Source organism: Natronoarchaeum mannanilyticum (assembly GCF_039522665.1).
GTDB lineage: Archaea > Halobacteriota > Halobacteria > Halobacteriales > Natronoarchaeaceae > Natronoarchaeum > Natronoarchaeum mannanilyticum.
In genome coordinates this window covers 362110-375615 of the sequence record NZ_BAAADV010000001.1, presented here as the reverse complement: position 1 = coordinate 375615, position 13506 = coordinate 362110, and the positions used below count along the sequence as shown (strand labels likewise).

General features: G+C 68.5%; 16 protein-coding genes. 7 read left to right on the top strand and 9 right to left on the bottom strand.

The genetic code is table 11. The features are described from left to right. Positions 1-14: 14 nt before the first annotated feature. From ABDZ81_RS02000 to ABDZ81_RS01985, 4 genes are read right to left on the bottom strand one after another with little or no spacing between them, the layout of a single operon-like run. The gene (locus ABDZ81_RS02000; RefSeq protein WP_343772157.1) at positions 15-302 is read right to left on the bottom strand and encodes a winged helix-turn-helix domain-containing protein; all 288 of its coding nucleotides are present in this window, start codon (positions 300-302) and stop codon (positions 15-17) included. Between the two features lie 3 nt (positions 303-305). Continuing rightward, a complete protein-coding gene (locus tag ABDZ81_RS01995; RefSeq protein ID WP_343772156.1) occupies positions 306-995 on the bottom strand; it encodes a hypothetical protein in 690 nt (229 codons plus the stop codon). A gap of 1 nt (position 996) precedes the next feature. Then, the gene (locus ABDZ81_RS01990; RefSeq protein WP_343772155.1) at positions 997-1920 is read right to left on the bottom strand and encodes an ABC transporter ATP-binding protein; all 924 of its coding nucleotides are present in this window, start codon (positions 1918-1920) and stop codon (positions 997-999) included. 5 nt (positions 1921-1925) lie between these two features. Continuing rightward, on the bottom strand, positions 1926-2768 hold the full coding sequence (locus ABDZ81_RS01985; protein ID WP_343772154.1) for an ABC transporter permease: 843 nt from the start codon (positions 2766-2768) through the stop codon (positions 1926-1928). A 144-nt stretch (positions 2769-2912) separates the two neighbouring features. Here ABDZ81_RS01985 and ABDZ81_RS01980 point away from each other — a divergent pair, with 144 nt between their 5' ends. From ABDZ81_RS01980 to ABDZ81_RS01960, 5 genes are all read left to right on the top strand, one after another. Beyond that, entirely contained in the window at positions 2913-3779 is an 867-nt protein-coding gene (locus ABDZ81_RS01980; RefSeq protein WP_343772153.1) for a UbiA family prenyltransferase, read from the top strand. Positions 3780-3987: 208 nt separating this feature from the next. After that, entirely contained in the window at positions 3988-5295 is a 1308-nt protein-coding gene (locus tag ABDZ81_RS01975; protein ID WP_343772152.1) for a 4Fe-4S ferredoxin N-terminal domain-containing protein, read from the top strand. Further along, entirely contained in the window at positions 5292-6617 is a 1326-nt protein-coding gene (gene nrfD / locus ABDZ81_RS01970; RefSeq protein WP_343772151.1) for an NrfD/PsrC family molybdoenzyme membrane anchor subunit, read from the top strand. The genes ABDZ81_RS01975 and nrfD overlap by 4 nt, the downstream gene beginning before the upstream one ends. Then, positions 6614-6826 carry a hypothetical protein gene (locus tag ABDZ81_RS01965; protein WP_343772149.1) on the top strand — a complete coding sequence of 71 codons (213 nt, stop codon included), beginning with the start codon at positions 6614-6616 and terminating at the stop codon, positions 6824-6826. Before nrfD ends, ABDZ81_RS01965 begins: the two co-directional genes overlap by 4 nt. A gap of 125 nt (positions 6827-6951) precedes the next feature. After that, positions 6952-8049, top strand: a complete 1098-nt coding sequence (locus ABDZ81_RS01960; RefSeq protein ID WP_343772147.1) for an Mrp/NBP35 family ATP-binding protein — start codon at positions 6952-6954, stop codon at positions 8047-8049. A 52-nt stretch (positions 8050-8101) separates the two neighbouring features. Here ABDZ81_RS01960 and ABDZ81_RS01955 read toward each other — a convergent pair whose 3' ends face one another. The 5 genes from ABDZ81_RS01955 to ABDZ81_RS01935 all read right to left on the bottom strand — a co-directional run bounded on the left by ABDZ81_RS01955 (position 8102) and on the right by ABDZ81_RS01935 (position 11806). Next, positions 8102-8296, bottom strand: coding sequence for a DUF7333 family protein (locus ABDZ81_RS01955; RefSeq protein ID WP_343772145.1), 195 nt, complete (start codon positions 8294-8296; stop codon positions 8102-8104). A 63-nt stretch (positions 8297-8359) separates the two neighbouring features. Further along, complete coding sequence (locus tag ABDZ81_RS01950; protein ID WP_343772144.1) at positions 8360-9100, bottom strand: hypothetical protein; 741 nt, start codon at positions 9098-9100, stop codon at positions 8360-8362. Positions 9101-9181: 81 nt separating this feature from the next. Next, on the bottom strand, positions 9182-9409 hold the full coding sequence (locus ABDZ81_RS01945; protein ID WP_343772143.1) for a hypothetical protein: 228 nt from the start codon (positions 9407-9409) through the stop codon (positions 9182-9184). An 84-nt stretch (positions 9410-9493) separates the two neighbouring features. Beyond that, positions 9494-10327, bottom strand: coding sequence for an aldo/keto reductase (locus ABDZ81_RS01940; RefSeq protein WP_343772142.1), 834 nt, complete (start codon positions 10325-10327; stop codon positions 9494-9496). A 102-nt stretch (positions 10328-10429) separates the two neighbouring features. Beyond that, the gene (locus ABDZ81_RS01935) at positions 10430-11806 is read right to left on the bottom strand and encodes a geranylgeranyl reductase family protein (protein ID WP_343772141.1); all 1377 of its coding nucleotides are present in this window, start codon (positions 11804-11806) and stop codon (positions 10430-10432) included. 175 nt (positions 11807-11981) lie between these two features. Here ABDZ81_RS01935 and ABDZ81_RS01930 point away from each other — a divergent pair, with 175 nt between their 5' ends. Both ABDZ81_RS01930 and ABDZ81_RS01925 read left to right on the top strand, forming a co-directional pair. Continuing rightward, the gene (locus tag ABDZ81_RS01930; RefSeq protein WP_343772139.1) at positions 11982-12641 is read left to right on the top strand and encodes a DUF6517 family protein; all 660 of its coding nucleotides are present in this window, start codon (positions 11982-11984) and stop codon (positions 12639-12641) included. Between the two features lie 99 nt (positions 12642-12740). Beyond that, positions 12741-13445 (top strand): alpha/beta hydrolase, encoded by a 705-nt coding sequence (locus tag ABDZ81_RS01925; RefSeq protein ID WP_343772138.1) that lies wholly within the window; start codon positions 12741-12743, stop codon positions 13443-13445. Positions 13446-13506 lie beyond the last annotated feature (61 nt).

The following is a 13506-nucleotide window of genomic DNA, read 5'->3' as shown; positions in this document are numbered from 1 at the left end:
GGCGACGATCCCGGTCAGTCTTCGATCTGGCCGAGCAGCGCTTCGAGCGTCTCGACGTGCTCCTCGAACTTCGATCGTCCCTCCTCGGTCAGCTCGTAAGTGGTCTGGGGACGCCGATCGACGAACTGCTTCTCGACGGCGATCGCGCCCGCCTCCTCCATCGTCTGGAGGTGGCTCGACAGGTTCCCCTCGGTGACGTCCAGCGCCTCCTTGAGCTCCGAAAACGTCGACTCCTCGTGCCGGTAGAGATAGGCGAACAGCTGCAATCGGGTCGGCTGGTGGACGAGCTTGTCGAACTCCATGGGTCAGTCCCAGCGGTAGGTCAGCAGGTAGTACGTCCCGACGCCGTGGAGGAAGAAGAGCGCTCCGAACAGCGCGTAGCCGAAGTACTGCAGGAACTCCACGTACGGCATGAAGAAGGCGAAGACGAGCATCCAGACGCCGGCGACGTAGTAGGGGTAGCGGTCACGGGCACGGATCGAATACGCGCTCAGGACGGTGCCGGCGAGCAGGTAGCCCATCCCGAGGACGGCGACCGAGAGGCTGAAGAAGTACGCCCCCTGCACGACCCCCGGCACGTCGCCGAAGATCGCCGACGCGATCGCCGTGAGCACGAACCAGCCCGCGACGAGCGTACCGAACACGACTCGCCAGCTCGGCGTCGGGCCGGGGTCGTCGACGTCGGTGGCGACCGCCGAGCGCCACTGGAGCACGCCCGCGAGCGCGATCAGCACGAACCAGACGGCGATGTAGAGGAAGTTCGGGATCGGGAACGCGAACAGCACGTTCGTCAGGACGGCCGCGCCGCCGACGAGCACGCCGTGGACGGCCCAGAGACGGCGCTGGCCCGGGTACCGGTCCTCGATCCCCATCGCGGTCTTGATCTGGTCGAGGTCCCGGCGGAGCGCGTCCAGATCCGGGTCGCCCGCCGGGCTCCCGTCGCCGGGCGTCTCTGCGTCGACCGGCCCCTCGTCGTCCGCGGTGTCGCCGGACATCTCAGTTCGTGACCGGCTTTCGCGCCCGGCCACCTGTTCCTTTCCCTTCCGCAACCTCGGGACCGACGTAGGTGTGGTAGTTGAACAGGTCGGTGTACGACGGCGGGTCGAGCTCGACGCGGGCGTCGCCGTCGACCGACGCCGCGATCGCGTCGACGTCCGCCTCGGCCGGGAGGAACCCCCGAATCTCGTCGCCCCGGCGGAACGCGCGCTCGCCGAGCAGCCGATCCTCGTCGGGGACGCCGCCCCGGACCCGCACGACCGGCGGCAGGTCGTCGAGCAGCGTCTCGGGCTCGCCGTCGGCGACGACGCGCCCGTTCTGGACGAACGCGATCCGGTCGGCGATCCGGGCGTCCAGCGGCGTGTGGCTGGTCACGAGAAACGCCTTGCCCTCGTCGCGACGCGCGAGCAGCAGGTCGTGGAGCGTCTGGATCATCGCCAGATCGAGCTCGGCGGTCGGCTCGTCGAGCAGGTACAGCGGCACGTCCGCCGACAGGGCGCTCGCGATCTCGACCTTGCGCTCCATGCCGCCGGAGTACTCGCGGACGAGCCGATCGAGGTCGGCGCCGAGCTCCAGGCGTTCGGCGAGCGCTTCCCACTCGTCCGTGCCTCGCGGGTGGAGGTCCTCGTAGAACTGCAGGTTCTCCCGGCCCGTGAGGTCGGGGTCGGTCATCGTCCCCTGGAGCATCACGCTGCTCTGCGCACTGGACCGGTCTGGCGTCAGCCCGTCGAACAGCTCGATCTCGCCGGCGTCGGGCGCGGTCGAGCCGGCGAGGCAGGACATGAACACCGACTTGCCGACGCCGTTCGGGCCCATCAGCAGGACGATCTCCCCGGGCCGCACGTCCAGGTCGATCCCCGTCAGGACGGGCTGGTCGTCGAAGCGCTTCTCCACTCCGGTCGCGGTGACGATGGCATCGGACATCTGAATCACTCCGGTGCGTAGGCGAACCTGCGGACGATCAGCACCGAGATCGCCAGCAGTCCGGCGGCGTAGGCGCCGAGCAGGCCGAGGTATTTCGCCGAGTCGGGCGCCGCCGGCGGCGTCATGAACGACGCGTCCTCCGAGAGGTACGCGATCTGGATCCGCGTCGCCAGCGAGTTCGGCACGTAGTTGACCATGTCGGCGCCCTCCGCGAGCATCCCCGGCGTGACGCCGTTGAACCCGGTCGCGTAGAACGCGATCAGCGCGCCGATCACCGCGATCGTCGTCATGTGCTCGGGCTTGGTGATCACCAGCGCGACGAGCATCGCCGCGGCCATCGCGATCAGGCAAAAGAGCGCGAGCGTCAGCGCCAGCACGCCGAGCGCGGCGGGATCCGGGCGGCCGAACGTCGCGCCGTGGGCGATCGAGACGGCGATCGTCACGACGTAGGAGGCGACGCCGAACGCCGCTCCGGCGAGCAGTCGCCCCGCCAGATCCGCGGTGGGCGCGATCGGCATCGCGCGGAACTTCCGGTAGCGGTCGCCGTCGAGGTCCCGAGCGAAGTCGCCGGCGAACACCGCGACGGTGATCGTGAAGGCGCCGAACAGCCCGTAGGTCATCGCGAGCCCGGCTTTCAGGCCGCCGGCGCTCCCGCCCTCGGGCACGTCGACGAACACCAGTACCGACAGGAAGTACCAGAGCACGGGCCAGGCGACCGTGATGCCGAGCAGAACCTTGCTTCGCAGCACCTTCCGGACGTGTCTGCGGGCGAACGTGCGGGTCTGTCGCGTCCACGGGACGCGAGCGGTGTCGTGCATGGTCGGACAGCGACGGCGCGGCGCCGCCACGGATCGGCGTTCGATGTGCACCGCAAAAAGGTTTGCTGAAAATTGCAGTTTGTATCGCAAAGTAGAAGCAAGATTTATTAGTGAGAATCTGCCGAACGCGTTCGGCCCGCAGATTTTGTCGGACCGCTCGCACGGTCCGACGTGATGCAGCGCGTTCGAGCCGCCGGTCGCCGCTTCGGCGCGACGGCGGTGCGCACGGCCGTCCTCGCGCTGGTCCACAGCGGCGTCTGGATCTCGCTGGGCGCCGCGAGCGTCGCCGTCGCGACGATGCTGCTCGCCGGATTTCCGCTCGACCCGGTTCCGGCGTTCGTCGCGTTCGCCGCGACGACGCTCGTGTACGGCCTCGACCGCGTTCTCGATCGCGAGGCGGACGCACAGAATCTCCCCGGACGGGCGTCGTTCGCACGCGAGCACGGGCGAGCGCTCCTGATCGCGGGCGTGGCGCTCTATCTCGTCGCCGCTCGCATCGCGCTGGCGTGGGGGCCGCCCGGACTCGCGGCGATGACGCTCCCGCCGGCCGTCGTCGCACTGTACTCCGGCGTCGGCGTCAAGCGACTCTTCCTCGTGAAGAACCTGCTCGTCGGCGCCGCCTGGGGCCTCCTGCCGCTCGGCGTCGGCGCGTACTTCGGCGCGATCCGGTCGACCGGGGTGGTCGCGCTCGCGGGCTTTTTCGCGGCGATGCTGACGATCGCGGCGGCCATCTTCGACGTCAAGGACATAGAGGGCGATCGAGCGCGCGGCGTCCGGACGCTCCCCGCAGAGTACGGGCCGCGGACGACGCGGCGTCTCGCCGCTTGCGCGACGGTCGGGGTCGCCGCGAGCGTCGCTGCCGCCGTCGCCGCGAGCGCTCTCCCACCGGGATTTCTCGCACTGCTTCCCTACTGCGCGTACGTGGTCTGCTACTCGCTGGTCGCGACGCCCGAGCGCGGCCCGCTGTTCTACGGCTTCGTCGTCGACGGCGAGCACACTGCGCTCGCGCTCCTGCTTTTCGCGCTGGAACTGCTCGGATAGCCTTCGGGGGTCACCGCGTCCGCCGGTTCGCAGCCGAGCCGCCGTCAAACCGGTCCGGAAAGTCGTTCCCGCATCGAACATGATCGGCGGCGGTCCAGCGCGCCGGGAACGCTCTCAGGGGTTGACGTTACGGCGTCCGTGGAGTCGATTGAGATCCGAGCATGACAACGACTGGTGACGGCGACCGATCGCGAACGGAGGGGTGCCCGTGAGCGACGACCGTTCGACGGGTGGCGATCACCCGACGGGTGACGACCGCTCGACGGGCGACGATCGCTCGACGGACGACCTCGCGATGTACGACGAGTGGCAGGACCGCGAGCGGATGGAACGGCTGCTCGACGAGACCGAGTACGACACCGAACTCGGGATGGAGCTGGCCGAGGACGCCCAGCGCGTCGTCGCCGGCGAGCTCTCGGAGGCCGAGTTCGAGGAGCGGTACCACGACGCCGTGGTCGAGGAGTTCGGCCAGGACGACCGGGAGCTGTCGATCCCCGACGAGTTCGAGGACGACGACGGCGGGTTCCGGGAGACGGTCCAGCGGCTGGCCGACGGCGAGGACGTCGACCGCCGGGAAGTGATGAAAGCCGGCGGCGTCGCCGCGATGGCGCTGTCGGGCAGCCTCGGCGGATCGGCGCTGGGATCGTCCGACGGGTCGGCCGCGCAGGCCGGCGGCGGCGAGGGCGAGGAGGACACTCAGTACGGGATGGTGATCAATCTCAACAACTGCGACGGCTGCCTGGCCTGCATGGTGGCCTGCAAGCAGGAGAACAACACCTCCCGCGGGTCGAACTGGATGTACGTCATGGCGTTCGAGGAGGACGCCCAGGACGACGAGAGCTTCCTCGTTCGGCCCTGTCAGCACTGCGACGAGGCGGCCTGCGAGAAGGTCTGTCCCGTCGGCGCGCGCCACACCCGCGAGGACGACGGCATCGTGCTGACGGACTACGAGATCTGCATCGGCTGTCGGTACTGTCAGGTGGCCTGTCCCTACGGCGTCAACTACTTCCAGTGGGGCGAACCCGACACGCCCGAATCGGAACTCGATCCCGAGCACGTGTACGACGAGCGGGGCAAGCGCGTCGACAGCCGCCCGGTGAAAGGGACGATGGGCAAGTGCACGTTCTGCCCGACGCGCCAGGACGGCAAGCAGGGCGAGGACAAGGTCGGCACCACGGCCTGTGAGGACGCCTGCGCGATGGACGCGATCCACTTCGGGGACATGAACGACCCCGAGAGCGCGCCCAACCAGCACCTGGAGGAGTACCGCGACGAGCAGAGCAACGACCGCGAGGACTGGGAGAACCGCAAGGAACACACCGTCTCGACGTTCCGCCTCCTCGAAGACAAGGGGACCGACCCGAACGTCGTCTACGTCGGCAACGAGCCCGGCGAGCACTCCCACCAGGTCGAGGGGCCGGTCACCTACGAGGACGTCGGCCTCGTCGACAACCGCAAGGAGGAGGTGCTCGACAAGGGGAAAGCCGCGAACGACGGCGGGGGTGAGACGGCGTGAGCACCGACGCCGGCCGCGAGGCGCTCGTCCGGCCGTTCCAGCGGACGACGAAGCGGTACTACGGGCTGCTGGCGCTCGTGCTGCTGGCCATCGGCGTCTTCGCGGCGGGGTACACCCAGCAGCTCCGGCACGGGCTGATCGTCACCGGCCTCGGCGACTGGGGGTCGGGCGGCGGCGTCCCGTGGGGGCTGTATATCGGCGCGTTCATCTGGTGGGTCGGCATCGCCCACGGCGGGATCATCCTCTCGGCGGCGGTCCGGCTGATCGGGCTCGACACCTACCAGCCGGTCGCCCGCATCGCCGAGCTGCTGACGATCGCCGCGCTGTCGGTCGCCGGGCTGTACATCATCGTCCACGTCGGCCGGCCGGACCGGATCGTCACGAGCATCATTCCGGCCTGGCCCACGCGGGTCCACTGGTCGCCGCTGGTGTGGGACGTCACCGTCATCACGCTGTACTTCGTGCTGACCGCGACGTACCTCTCGCTGACGATCCGCTACGACGTCCACCGGCTGCGCGACCGGATGCCCGACGTCTTCGACCCGCTGTACGATCTCATGCTGATCGGCTACACCGAAAAGGAAGACGAGATCGTTGAGCGGATGGTCTGGTGGGTGGCGCTCGCGATCATCATCCTCGCGCCCCTGCTGCTCCACGGCGGCGTCATCCCGTGGCTGTTCGCCCTGCTGCCCTCGATGGCGGGCTGGGCGGGCGGCGTCCAGGGACCCTCGTTCCTGATGATCGCGCTCACCTCGGCGATCAGCGGCGTCATCATCGCGGCGGCGATCTTCCGCCGGGTGTACGGCTGGCAGGAGCTCATCGGCGACGAGGTGTTCCGCGGGCTGGCCAAGTGGCTCGGCTTCTTCGGGCTCCTCTTCCTGTGGCTCCAGCTCCAGCAGGTGATCACCGGCATCTTCGCGGCGCCGGTGAGCCTGACCCACGCGACGGAGGCCAAGCTCGCCAAGCCGCTGTATCAGGCGCTGATCGCGATGGTCGTCGCCGCCGAAGCCTACATTTTCGCGTCGGCGCTGAAGCCGAAGCTGTTCACGATCCCCCGGCTCGTCGGCGCGTCGCTGCTGGTGCTGGCGGCGACGCTCACCGAGAAGGTGCTGTTCGTCGTCGAGGGGCTCCAGCACGCCCACTTCTCGCTGTACGACGGCGTCGCCGGGACGTACGTGCCCTCGCTGATCGAGCTGTCGTCGCTGCTGGGGACGACCGCGATCGTCGTGCTGTACTTCATGATCTTCGCGAAGACGATCCCGGTCGTCGAACTGCACGCCGTGGAGGACGATCACGACGCCGACGAGGAGGTGAGCGCATGAGCCAGATCCCGCTTTTCGGTCCGGGGACGTACCTGATCTTCGGCATCATCCTCGCGCCGGTGTACGGGATGCTGCTGGCGTGGTACTTCGGGGATCCCATCGACAAGACGCGCTGGCGCCTCGGCGTCGGCGCGCTCGTCGGGATCACCACGGCGCTGTGGGGCGGGATGTACGTGTTCACCGTGTTGATCGGGGTGATATTCTTCTAGGCCGCCCCCCGTCGCCGACCATCCGGCGGACCGTTTGAAGACCAACGTAGTGACCAGGAACGCGCCGCCGGCCCAGGCGGGCCCGGCCGCCGGCGCTCGCGGACGGGCCCGCGAGACTGCCTACTATGACCGTAACCGAATCCGAACTCGAATCCGAGCTCGCGACCGTCGAGGACCCGATGAACGACGAGGACGTCGTCTCGCTCGGCCTCGTGGAGGACGTCACCATCGAGGACGGGCGGGCGACGATCTCGCTGGTGTTCAACGCGCCGTACGCGCCCGCCGAGATGGCGATCGGCGACGAGATCCGCGACGTGGTCGAGTCGGTCGGCCTCGAACCGGACCTCCGCGCCCGGGCGGGCGAGGAACAGGGGTTCGACGAGGAGGTGCTACCGATGGTCCGGAACGTCATCGCCGTCGCCTCGGGGAAGGGCGGCGTCGGCAAGACCACCGTGGCGGCCAACGTCGCGGCGGGCCTCAACGAGCTGGGCGCCCGCGTCGGCATCCTCGACGCCGACGTCCACGGGCCGAACGTGCCCCGGATCCTCCCCGTCGAGGGCGAACCGGGCGTGACGCCCGACGAGGAGCTCGTCCCGCCGCGCTCGGAGGGCGTCGGCGTCATGAGCATGGACTACCTGACCGACCACTCCGACGACCCCGCGATCCTGCGCGGGCCGATGGTCAACCAGGTGATGATGCAGTTCATCGAGGGCGTCGAGTGGGGCCGGCTGGACTACCTGATCGTCGACCTGCCGCCGGGCACCGGCGACGCCTCGCTCAACCTGCTCCAGACGCTGCCGGTCGCGGGCGTCGTGATCGTGACGACGCCCCAGGAGATGGCCGTCGCCGACGCCCGGAAGGGGCTCCGGCTGTTCGAGGAGCACGACACGCCGATCCTCGGCGTCGTCGAGAACATGAGCACGTATCGCTGCCCGAACTGCGACGACGACCACGACGTGTTCGGCAGCGACGGAGCCCAGGAGATCTGCGAGGACTTCGACGTCCCGCTCCTGGCCGAGCTGCCGGTCCACCCGGACTTCGACAGCGAGCGCATCGACGGCCCGGCGGTGCGGGACGATGACAACGCGGTACAATCGGAATTACAGGAACTCAGCGAGACGGTCGCCGACCGCGTCGGCGCGGTGAACCGAAAGCGGGTCGGCGAGGACGGCCCGGACGAGCCGGGCGAGTCGATTCCGACGGGAGCCGACGCCGACGACTGATCGGTCGCGGCGTCGACACCGTTCGCCGGGTCCGATTCGCCGGCAGCCTTTTTCAGACGCCCGCCCGCCGGTGCTGGCCGTACTTCATCCCGAGGAACAGGCACAGCAGCCCGAACACCGCCATCGAGGGCAGGACCATCGTGAGGATCGTGCCGGTCCCCATCATCGGCGCGGCGATGAGGCCGCCGACGCCGACGGCGATCAGTGCGATGAACAGCGCCGCTGTCGTTGGCAGGTCGAACTCCATGCGCGTCGGACTACGGACCCGAGGACAGTAACAGTACGTGAAACGGGGGTTGTTCTGCCGGGATCAGGACGGTCGAACGAGATCCGCCAGCGTCACCAGCGCGCCGACCAGCCAGCCCAGCGGGACGGCGATGCCGAACCACATCCCCAGGTACGCCGCGCCGGCGAGCTGGTACTGGTCGCGGAGATACTCGTCGAGCCCGCCGACGGTCAGCAGGTTGTCGAGCACCCAGATCGCCACCGACTCGCTGCCCGGAAGTATCAGGTCGCCCAGCGCCGGCGAGTACAGCGCCGCGGCGACCGGCGGCAGGAAGATCGCCGTCATCGCGGCGGGGTAGGCCAGGAGCACCGAGGTACCGCGGCCGCCCACTCGCGAGAACACCGTCGCGGCGCCCGCCGCCAGCGTCGCGAGTACGCCGGCGGCGAGGACGGCGAGAAAGCCCGCTCTGGTGAACCTGAGGTGTGCCAGTACCGTGAGCGCGCCCCAGACGACCGTCGCGATCACGACGACGCCGGCGGCGCCCAACCCCGCCGCGACGCGGTCGACCCGGCGGGAGTAGAAGCGGGCCATGAAGCCAACAAGTGCGAGCGGATAGAGGACGGCGACGATCGGCACGCCCAGCGCGCTCCAGAGCCGGTAGGCGATCCAGCCGCTGGTGGTGTTGGGCGTCCACTTGCCGAGCACCGAGTGGCCGGTCCCGCGCTGGCGCGGGAAGAGCAGTTCCATCCAGCTCTCGTGGAGGCGCCGCAGGTCGACCCGCACCGCCCCCGTGACCCCACTCCGGTTGCTCGACCCGACGGACATACTGCAAGTAGAGTCGGTGATCCATTTTCAAGCTTCCGGCTACCGATCTGATAGCATCCGGGAACGACCTCGCACCCTCCGCTACTCCCGGACTTCGCGGTACAGGCCGATTACAATGATGCCTGGAAACAGGTAGAACAGCGAGGTCAGGAAGACGGTGATCCCCCAGTTGGCGGCGTACTCGTTGTCCCGACTCTTCGCGTCCGCGTACACCCAGCAGGCCAGTCCGAGCGGGACGGCGAACACGAACAGCAGGACGGTGAACTCGGGACCACCAGGGACGGCCAGTGCGGGCGCGGCGTCGAGCATGTCAGCCCGTTAGGGAGTCGGCGATAAGTGACTTTCTACCGATAGTATCCGAGAGAAATCTACCGGGAACGACGGCTCAGTCGCTCAGTTCCACGGGCCGAAGCCGGGATCGACGCGCCGCCCGCGCTCGTCGATGGCGTCGATGCGCTCGATCTCCTCGTCGTCGAGGGTCAGATCGAGCGACCGCCAGTTGTCCTCGATGTGGTCGCGACCGGTCGCCTTCGGGATCGCGGTGACGCCCTTGTCGCGCAGCCACGCCAGGCTGACCTGTGCGGCGCTGACGCCGTTGTCCTCGGCGATGTCGGTGAGCGTGTCGTTGTCGAACACGTCGCCGCGGGCCAGCGGCGAGTAGCCGACGACCTCGACGTCGAGCTCCTGGGCCTTCGCGCGGACCTCCTCTTGGGGGAGCAGCGGGTGGCACTCGATCTGGTTGGCAAACAGCGGCGCGTCCAGAATGTCGACGGCCTCCTCCATGTGTTCAGGCTCGAAGTTGCTGACGCCGACCCGCTCGATCCAGCCCCGCTCCTCGAGTTCGTCGAACGCCTCCAGCGTCTCCTCGGCGTCGTACGTCCGGGACGGCCAGTGGACGTACAGCAGGTCCACGTAGTCGGTGCCGAGCCGATCGAGGCTCGCCGACGTCGTGTCGATCACGTCGTCGTACGCGAGGTTGTCGAGCCAGACCTTCGTCGCGAGAAAGACGTCGTCACGATCGACGTCCGACCGGGCGATCCCCTCGCCGACCTCCGTTTCGTTGCCGTACGCCTGCGCGGTGTCGACGTGCCGATAGCCCGCCTCCAGGGCGTCCTGCACGCTCTCGATGCACTCGTCGGGGTCGGTGTTCTCCCACGTCCCGAGACCGAGCATCGGCATCCCGTTGGCGCGCGGACACTCGTCGCTGCCGGGCAGTTGCTGTGACATACCAAAAGATGGGGTTCAGACGCTGATAGGCGTTTGGGAACCCGCCATCCGTTCGCGGCGTCAGAAGAACTCACACGCTCCGAAACGCCGACCGGCGGCCGCTCAGTACTTCGGCTCGGCGCCGGTGATCTCGTAGACGTCGTCCATGATCGAGTCCCGACGCGACCGCCAGGCGTCGAACCCGTCGGGCGAGGTCGGGTAGTCGTCGTACACTTCCTTGAGCTCCGTGGCCTTCTTGCTGACCTTGTAGAGCTCGTAGAGCACGTCCCAGTGGCCGTAGGTCTTGACGATCGTCTTGGCTTTGAGCCCGAGCCCCATCGAGGCCGTGCCTTCCTTGCCCAGCGCGTCGACGAGCTGCTGGCCCGGCAGCGCGGAGATGACGTCGACGAGCTCGTCGACGTCGTGGGCGCCGCCGAAGATGTTGTACAGGTCCATCGCGGCGAAGCGCTTGCCGAAGTCGGTCATCACCTTGTGGTTGTACTCCCACAGCGCGTCCTCGCCGACGTCGCCGTCGCCGACGGCGTCGACCGCTTCGAGGGCGGCCCAGTGGCCCGCTTTCGCGGCGCCGGGGATGCCGCCGCCGGTCGTGGGGTTGACGTGCGCGGCGGCGTCCCCGACGGCGACGAAGCCGGGCGCCGTCGCCGAGTCGTAGGGGCGCCGGGTCGGTAACGCGGCGCCGAGCTTGTCCTTGACCTCGGCGCCCTGGAACTCCGCGCGACTTTCCAGATCGTCTTTGAGGACGTCGACCAGTTCCATCGGCTCCTTGTTCATCTGGAAGCCCAGCCCGGCGTTGATCTCGGTGTCCGTTCGCGGGAAGTACCAGAGGTAGCCCAGCTCCTCGGTCGGCTTGAACACGATGGAGTCGTCCCACTCGACGGGCTCCTGCACGTCGACGACCTCGCGGTACGCCGAGCAGAACTGCGAGTAGTCGACGTTCTCGTCGAACGTGGCGTCCGCGAGGTCGGTCTTGTCCTGCAGGAGCGAGAGCGCGCCCGCCGCGTCGATCACGACGTCGGCCTCGTAGGTCAGGGGGTCGCCCTTGCGGATCGCCTCGACGCCGGTGACCCGTCCGTCATCGTCGTCCTGGATGACGTCCTTGACGACGGTGTCGTAGTGGATGTCGGCGCCCACGCGGTCGGTCTCCTCCAGGAGCACCTCGCCGTAGCGTTTGCGGTCGAGGACGGCGCCCTTCTCGCCGAACGGAATGTCGAGCACTTCGCCGCTCCGGGGGTTCTCGAAGCGCGCCTTCCGGATGTTCCGGTTGCTGAACGACTCCTCTTTGAGGTACTCCCGGTCGATCACGTCCGGGAACGTGCTCTTGCCCTTGATCGCGTCGCCGCAGGCGATGTGGCCGGCCTCCTCCTCGGACTTGCGTTCGACGAGGACGACGTCGACCCCTTCCTGGGCCGCCGTGGCCGCCGCGAACGCGCCCGCCGTGCCGCCGCCCACGACGACGATGTCGTAGGATGCTCGCGTCATTGTTGTGCTCCCTTGACGGGCATCTCATAAAAAACAGGCGCAAACGCATCGAAACGGGTGGCGACGCGGTCGAATCGACCGCTCGCTCCCGAGCGCGGGCGTCTCCCCGTCGCATACCGGATAGCGACGTTTGCGTGCCAGAAGGTCTTTAGTTGCTGACCGGCTTGCTACGGACATGCAACGCAGACGCGAGTTCCTGGCCGCGGTCCCGGTCGGCCTGCTGGCCGCTTCGGCCGGCTGTCTGAAACTGGTCACCAACGACCGCGCGGAGTACAACGCCTCGGAGGCCAGCGTGAGCGACGCCGGCCTCGAGGAGACCGAGTACCAGCACTCCGATACCCAGGAGCAGACGATCGAGGAGTCGTTCGAGGTCGGCGGCGTCAGCCGGACGGTCGTCGCCTCGAACTGGATCTCGACGTACAAGAAGGACCTGCAGGTTCAAGGCCAACAGCAGGAAGCCGCCCGCTTCGCGGTCGTCTCGACGCCCGCGATCAAGATTCTCGGGCGGACGTTCAACCCCGTGAACGAGATGTCCCACGAGGAGCTGCTCGATCGGTTCCGGAGCCAACTCAGCGGCCAGTACGAGGGGCTCGACCAACTGGAGTACGTCGAGAGCCGCGACGAAGTGATCCTCGGCAACGAAGTCGAAGTGTCGACGTTCCAAACGGAGGCGTCGATGGAGGGCCAGACCGTCGAGCTGTACGTTCACGTCACGACGCTCACCCACGAGGGCGACCTGATCGTCGCCGTCGGCGCCCACCCGGCCGCGCTCGCCCAGGAGCGCGCGAACGCCTACGAGCTGATGCGGTCGATCGAGCACGACGGCGGCGACTGACCCGTCGTCTTCGATCGTCTTCTCCGTCGTCACCGACGCTCTCCGCTCCCCGTCGACCGTCCTCTCACTTTTTTGTCTCTCGCCTCCGAATCCGGCGCCATGCACCGCGAGACGTTCGGGAGCGGCGACGATCTGGTCGTCGTGCTCGGCTGGGGGAATCGCTTAGACCACGAGAACGTCCGCTGGCTGCTCGACCGGCTCGCCGAGACGTACCGAGTCCACGCGTTCCGGATCCCCGACGCGATCACCGACTTCGAGCGCGAGTACGTCCGACCGGTCGAACGCTACGTCGCCGACCTCGGCGAGTGGCGCCTGCTCGGTCACAGCACCGGCGGCTTGATCGGCCCGTACGTCGCCGCCGCAACGTCGACCGCGGATCCGATCACGCACACGTTCCTCAGCCCGTGGTGGGGCGAACCGCCGGGGCGGGACGGGCTACTGCTGGACGTCCTGACGCGGCTGCCGATCAGTCGGCCGATCCTGCCGGCCGGTCTCGACGACCCGGCGCTGCTGGGCGATCTGACGACCGACCGACAGCTCGCGGACTCGCCCGACGCCGCGCCGACGTTCCTCCGGGAGACGCGCCGCGCGCACGAACAGCTTCCGGCGATCGACGACGAGGCGGTCGTGTTCTGCTCGCTGCGGGATCGCGTTGTCGGCACGCGCGCGATCGGCGAGCGAATGCCCGCGGAGCGCGTCCGGCTGTACGACGGCGGCCACGAGCTGTTCTCCTCGTCGTCGCGCGCCGAGCGGATCGACGACGTGCTCGCCGCGGTGCGGGAGGGGCCTGCGGGACTCGACTAAGGGCTCGGCGCCGACTCCGCAACGGCGCCGGGACGCCGACGCCTGGGCTGCTGTGGCATCC

Coding starts and splice junctions, on each gene's coding strand:
- ABDZ81_RS01995 (WP_343772156.1), bottom strand. CDS start 995: ATGTCCGGCGACACCGCGGACGACGAGGGGCCGGTCGACGCAGAGACG.
- ABDZ81_RS01990 (WP_343772155.1), bottom strand. CDS start 1,920: ATGTCCGATGCCATCGTCACCGCGACCGGAGTGGAGAAGCGCTTCGAC.
- ABDZ81_RS02000 (WP_343772157.1), bottom strand. CDS start 302: ATGGAGTTCGACAAGCTCGTCCACCAGCCGACCCGATTGCAGCTGTTC.
- ABDZ81_RS01940 (WP_343772142.1), bottom strand. CDS start 10,327: ATGTCACAGCAACTGCCCGGCAGCGACGAGTGTCCGCGCGCCAACGGG.
- ABDZ81_RS01980 (WP_343772153.1), top strand. CDS start 2,913: ATGCAGCGCGTTCGAGCCGCCGGTCGCCGCTTCGGCGCGACGGCGGTG.
- ABDZ81_RS01950 (WP_343772144.1), bottom strand. CDS start 9,100: ATGTCCGTCGGGTCGAGCAACCGGAGTGGGGTCACGGGGGCGGTGCGG.
- ABDZ81_RS01925 (WP_343772138.1), top strand. CDS start 12,741: ATGCACCGCGAGACGTTCGGGAGCGGCGACGATCTGGTCGTCGTGCTC.
- ABDZ81_RS01930 (WP_343772139.1), top strand. CDS start 11,982: ATGCAACGCAGACGCGAGTTCCTGGCCGCGGTCCCGGTCGGCCTGCTG.
- ABDZ81_RS01955 (WP_343772145.1), bottom strand. CDS start 8,296: ATGGAGTTCGACCTGCCAACGACAGCGGCGCTGTTCATCGCACTGATC.
- ABDZ81_RS01965 (WP_343772149.1), top strand. CDS start 6,614: ATGAGCCAGATCCCGCTTTTCGGTCCGGGGACGTACCTGATCTTCGGC.
- ABDZ81_RS01935 (WP_343772141.1), bottom strand. CDS start 11,806: ATGACGCGAGCATCCTACGACATCGTCGTCGTGGGCGGCGGCACGGCG.
- ABDZ81_RS01945 (WP_343772143.1), bottom strand. CDS start 9,409: ATGCTCGACGCCGCGCCCGCACTGGCCGTCCCTGGTGGTCCCGAGTTC.
- ABDZ81_RS01960 (WP_343772147.1), top strand. CDS start 6,952: ATGACCGTAACCGAATCCGAACTCGAATCCGAGCTCGCGACCGTCGAG.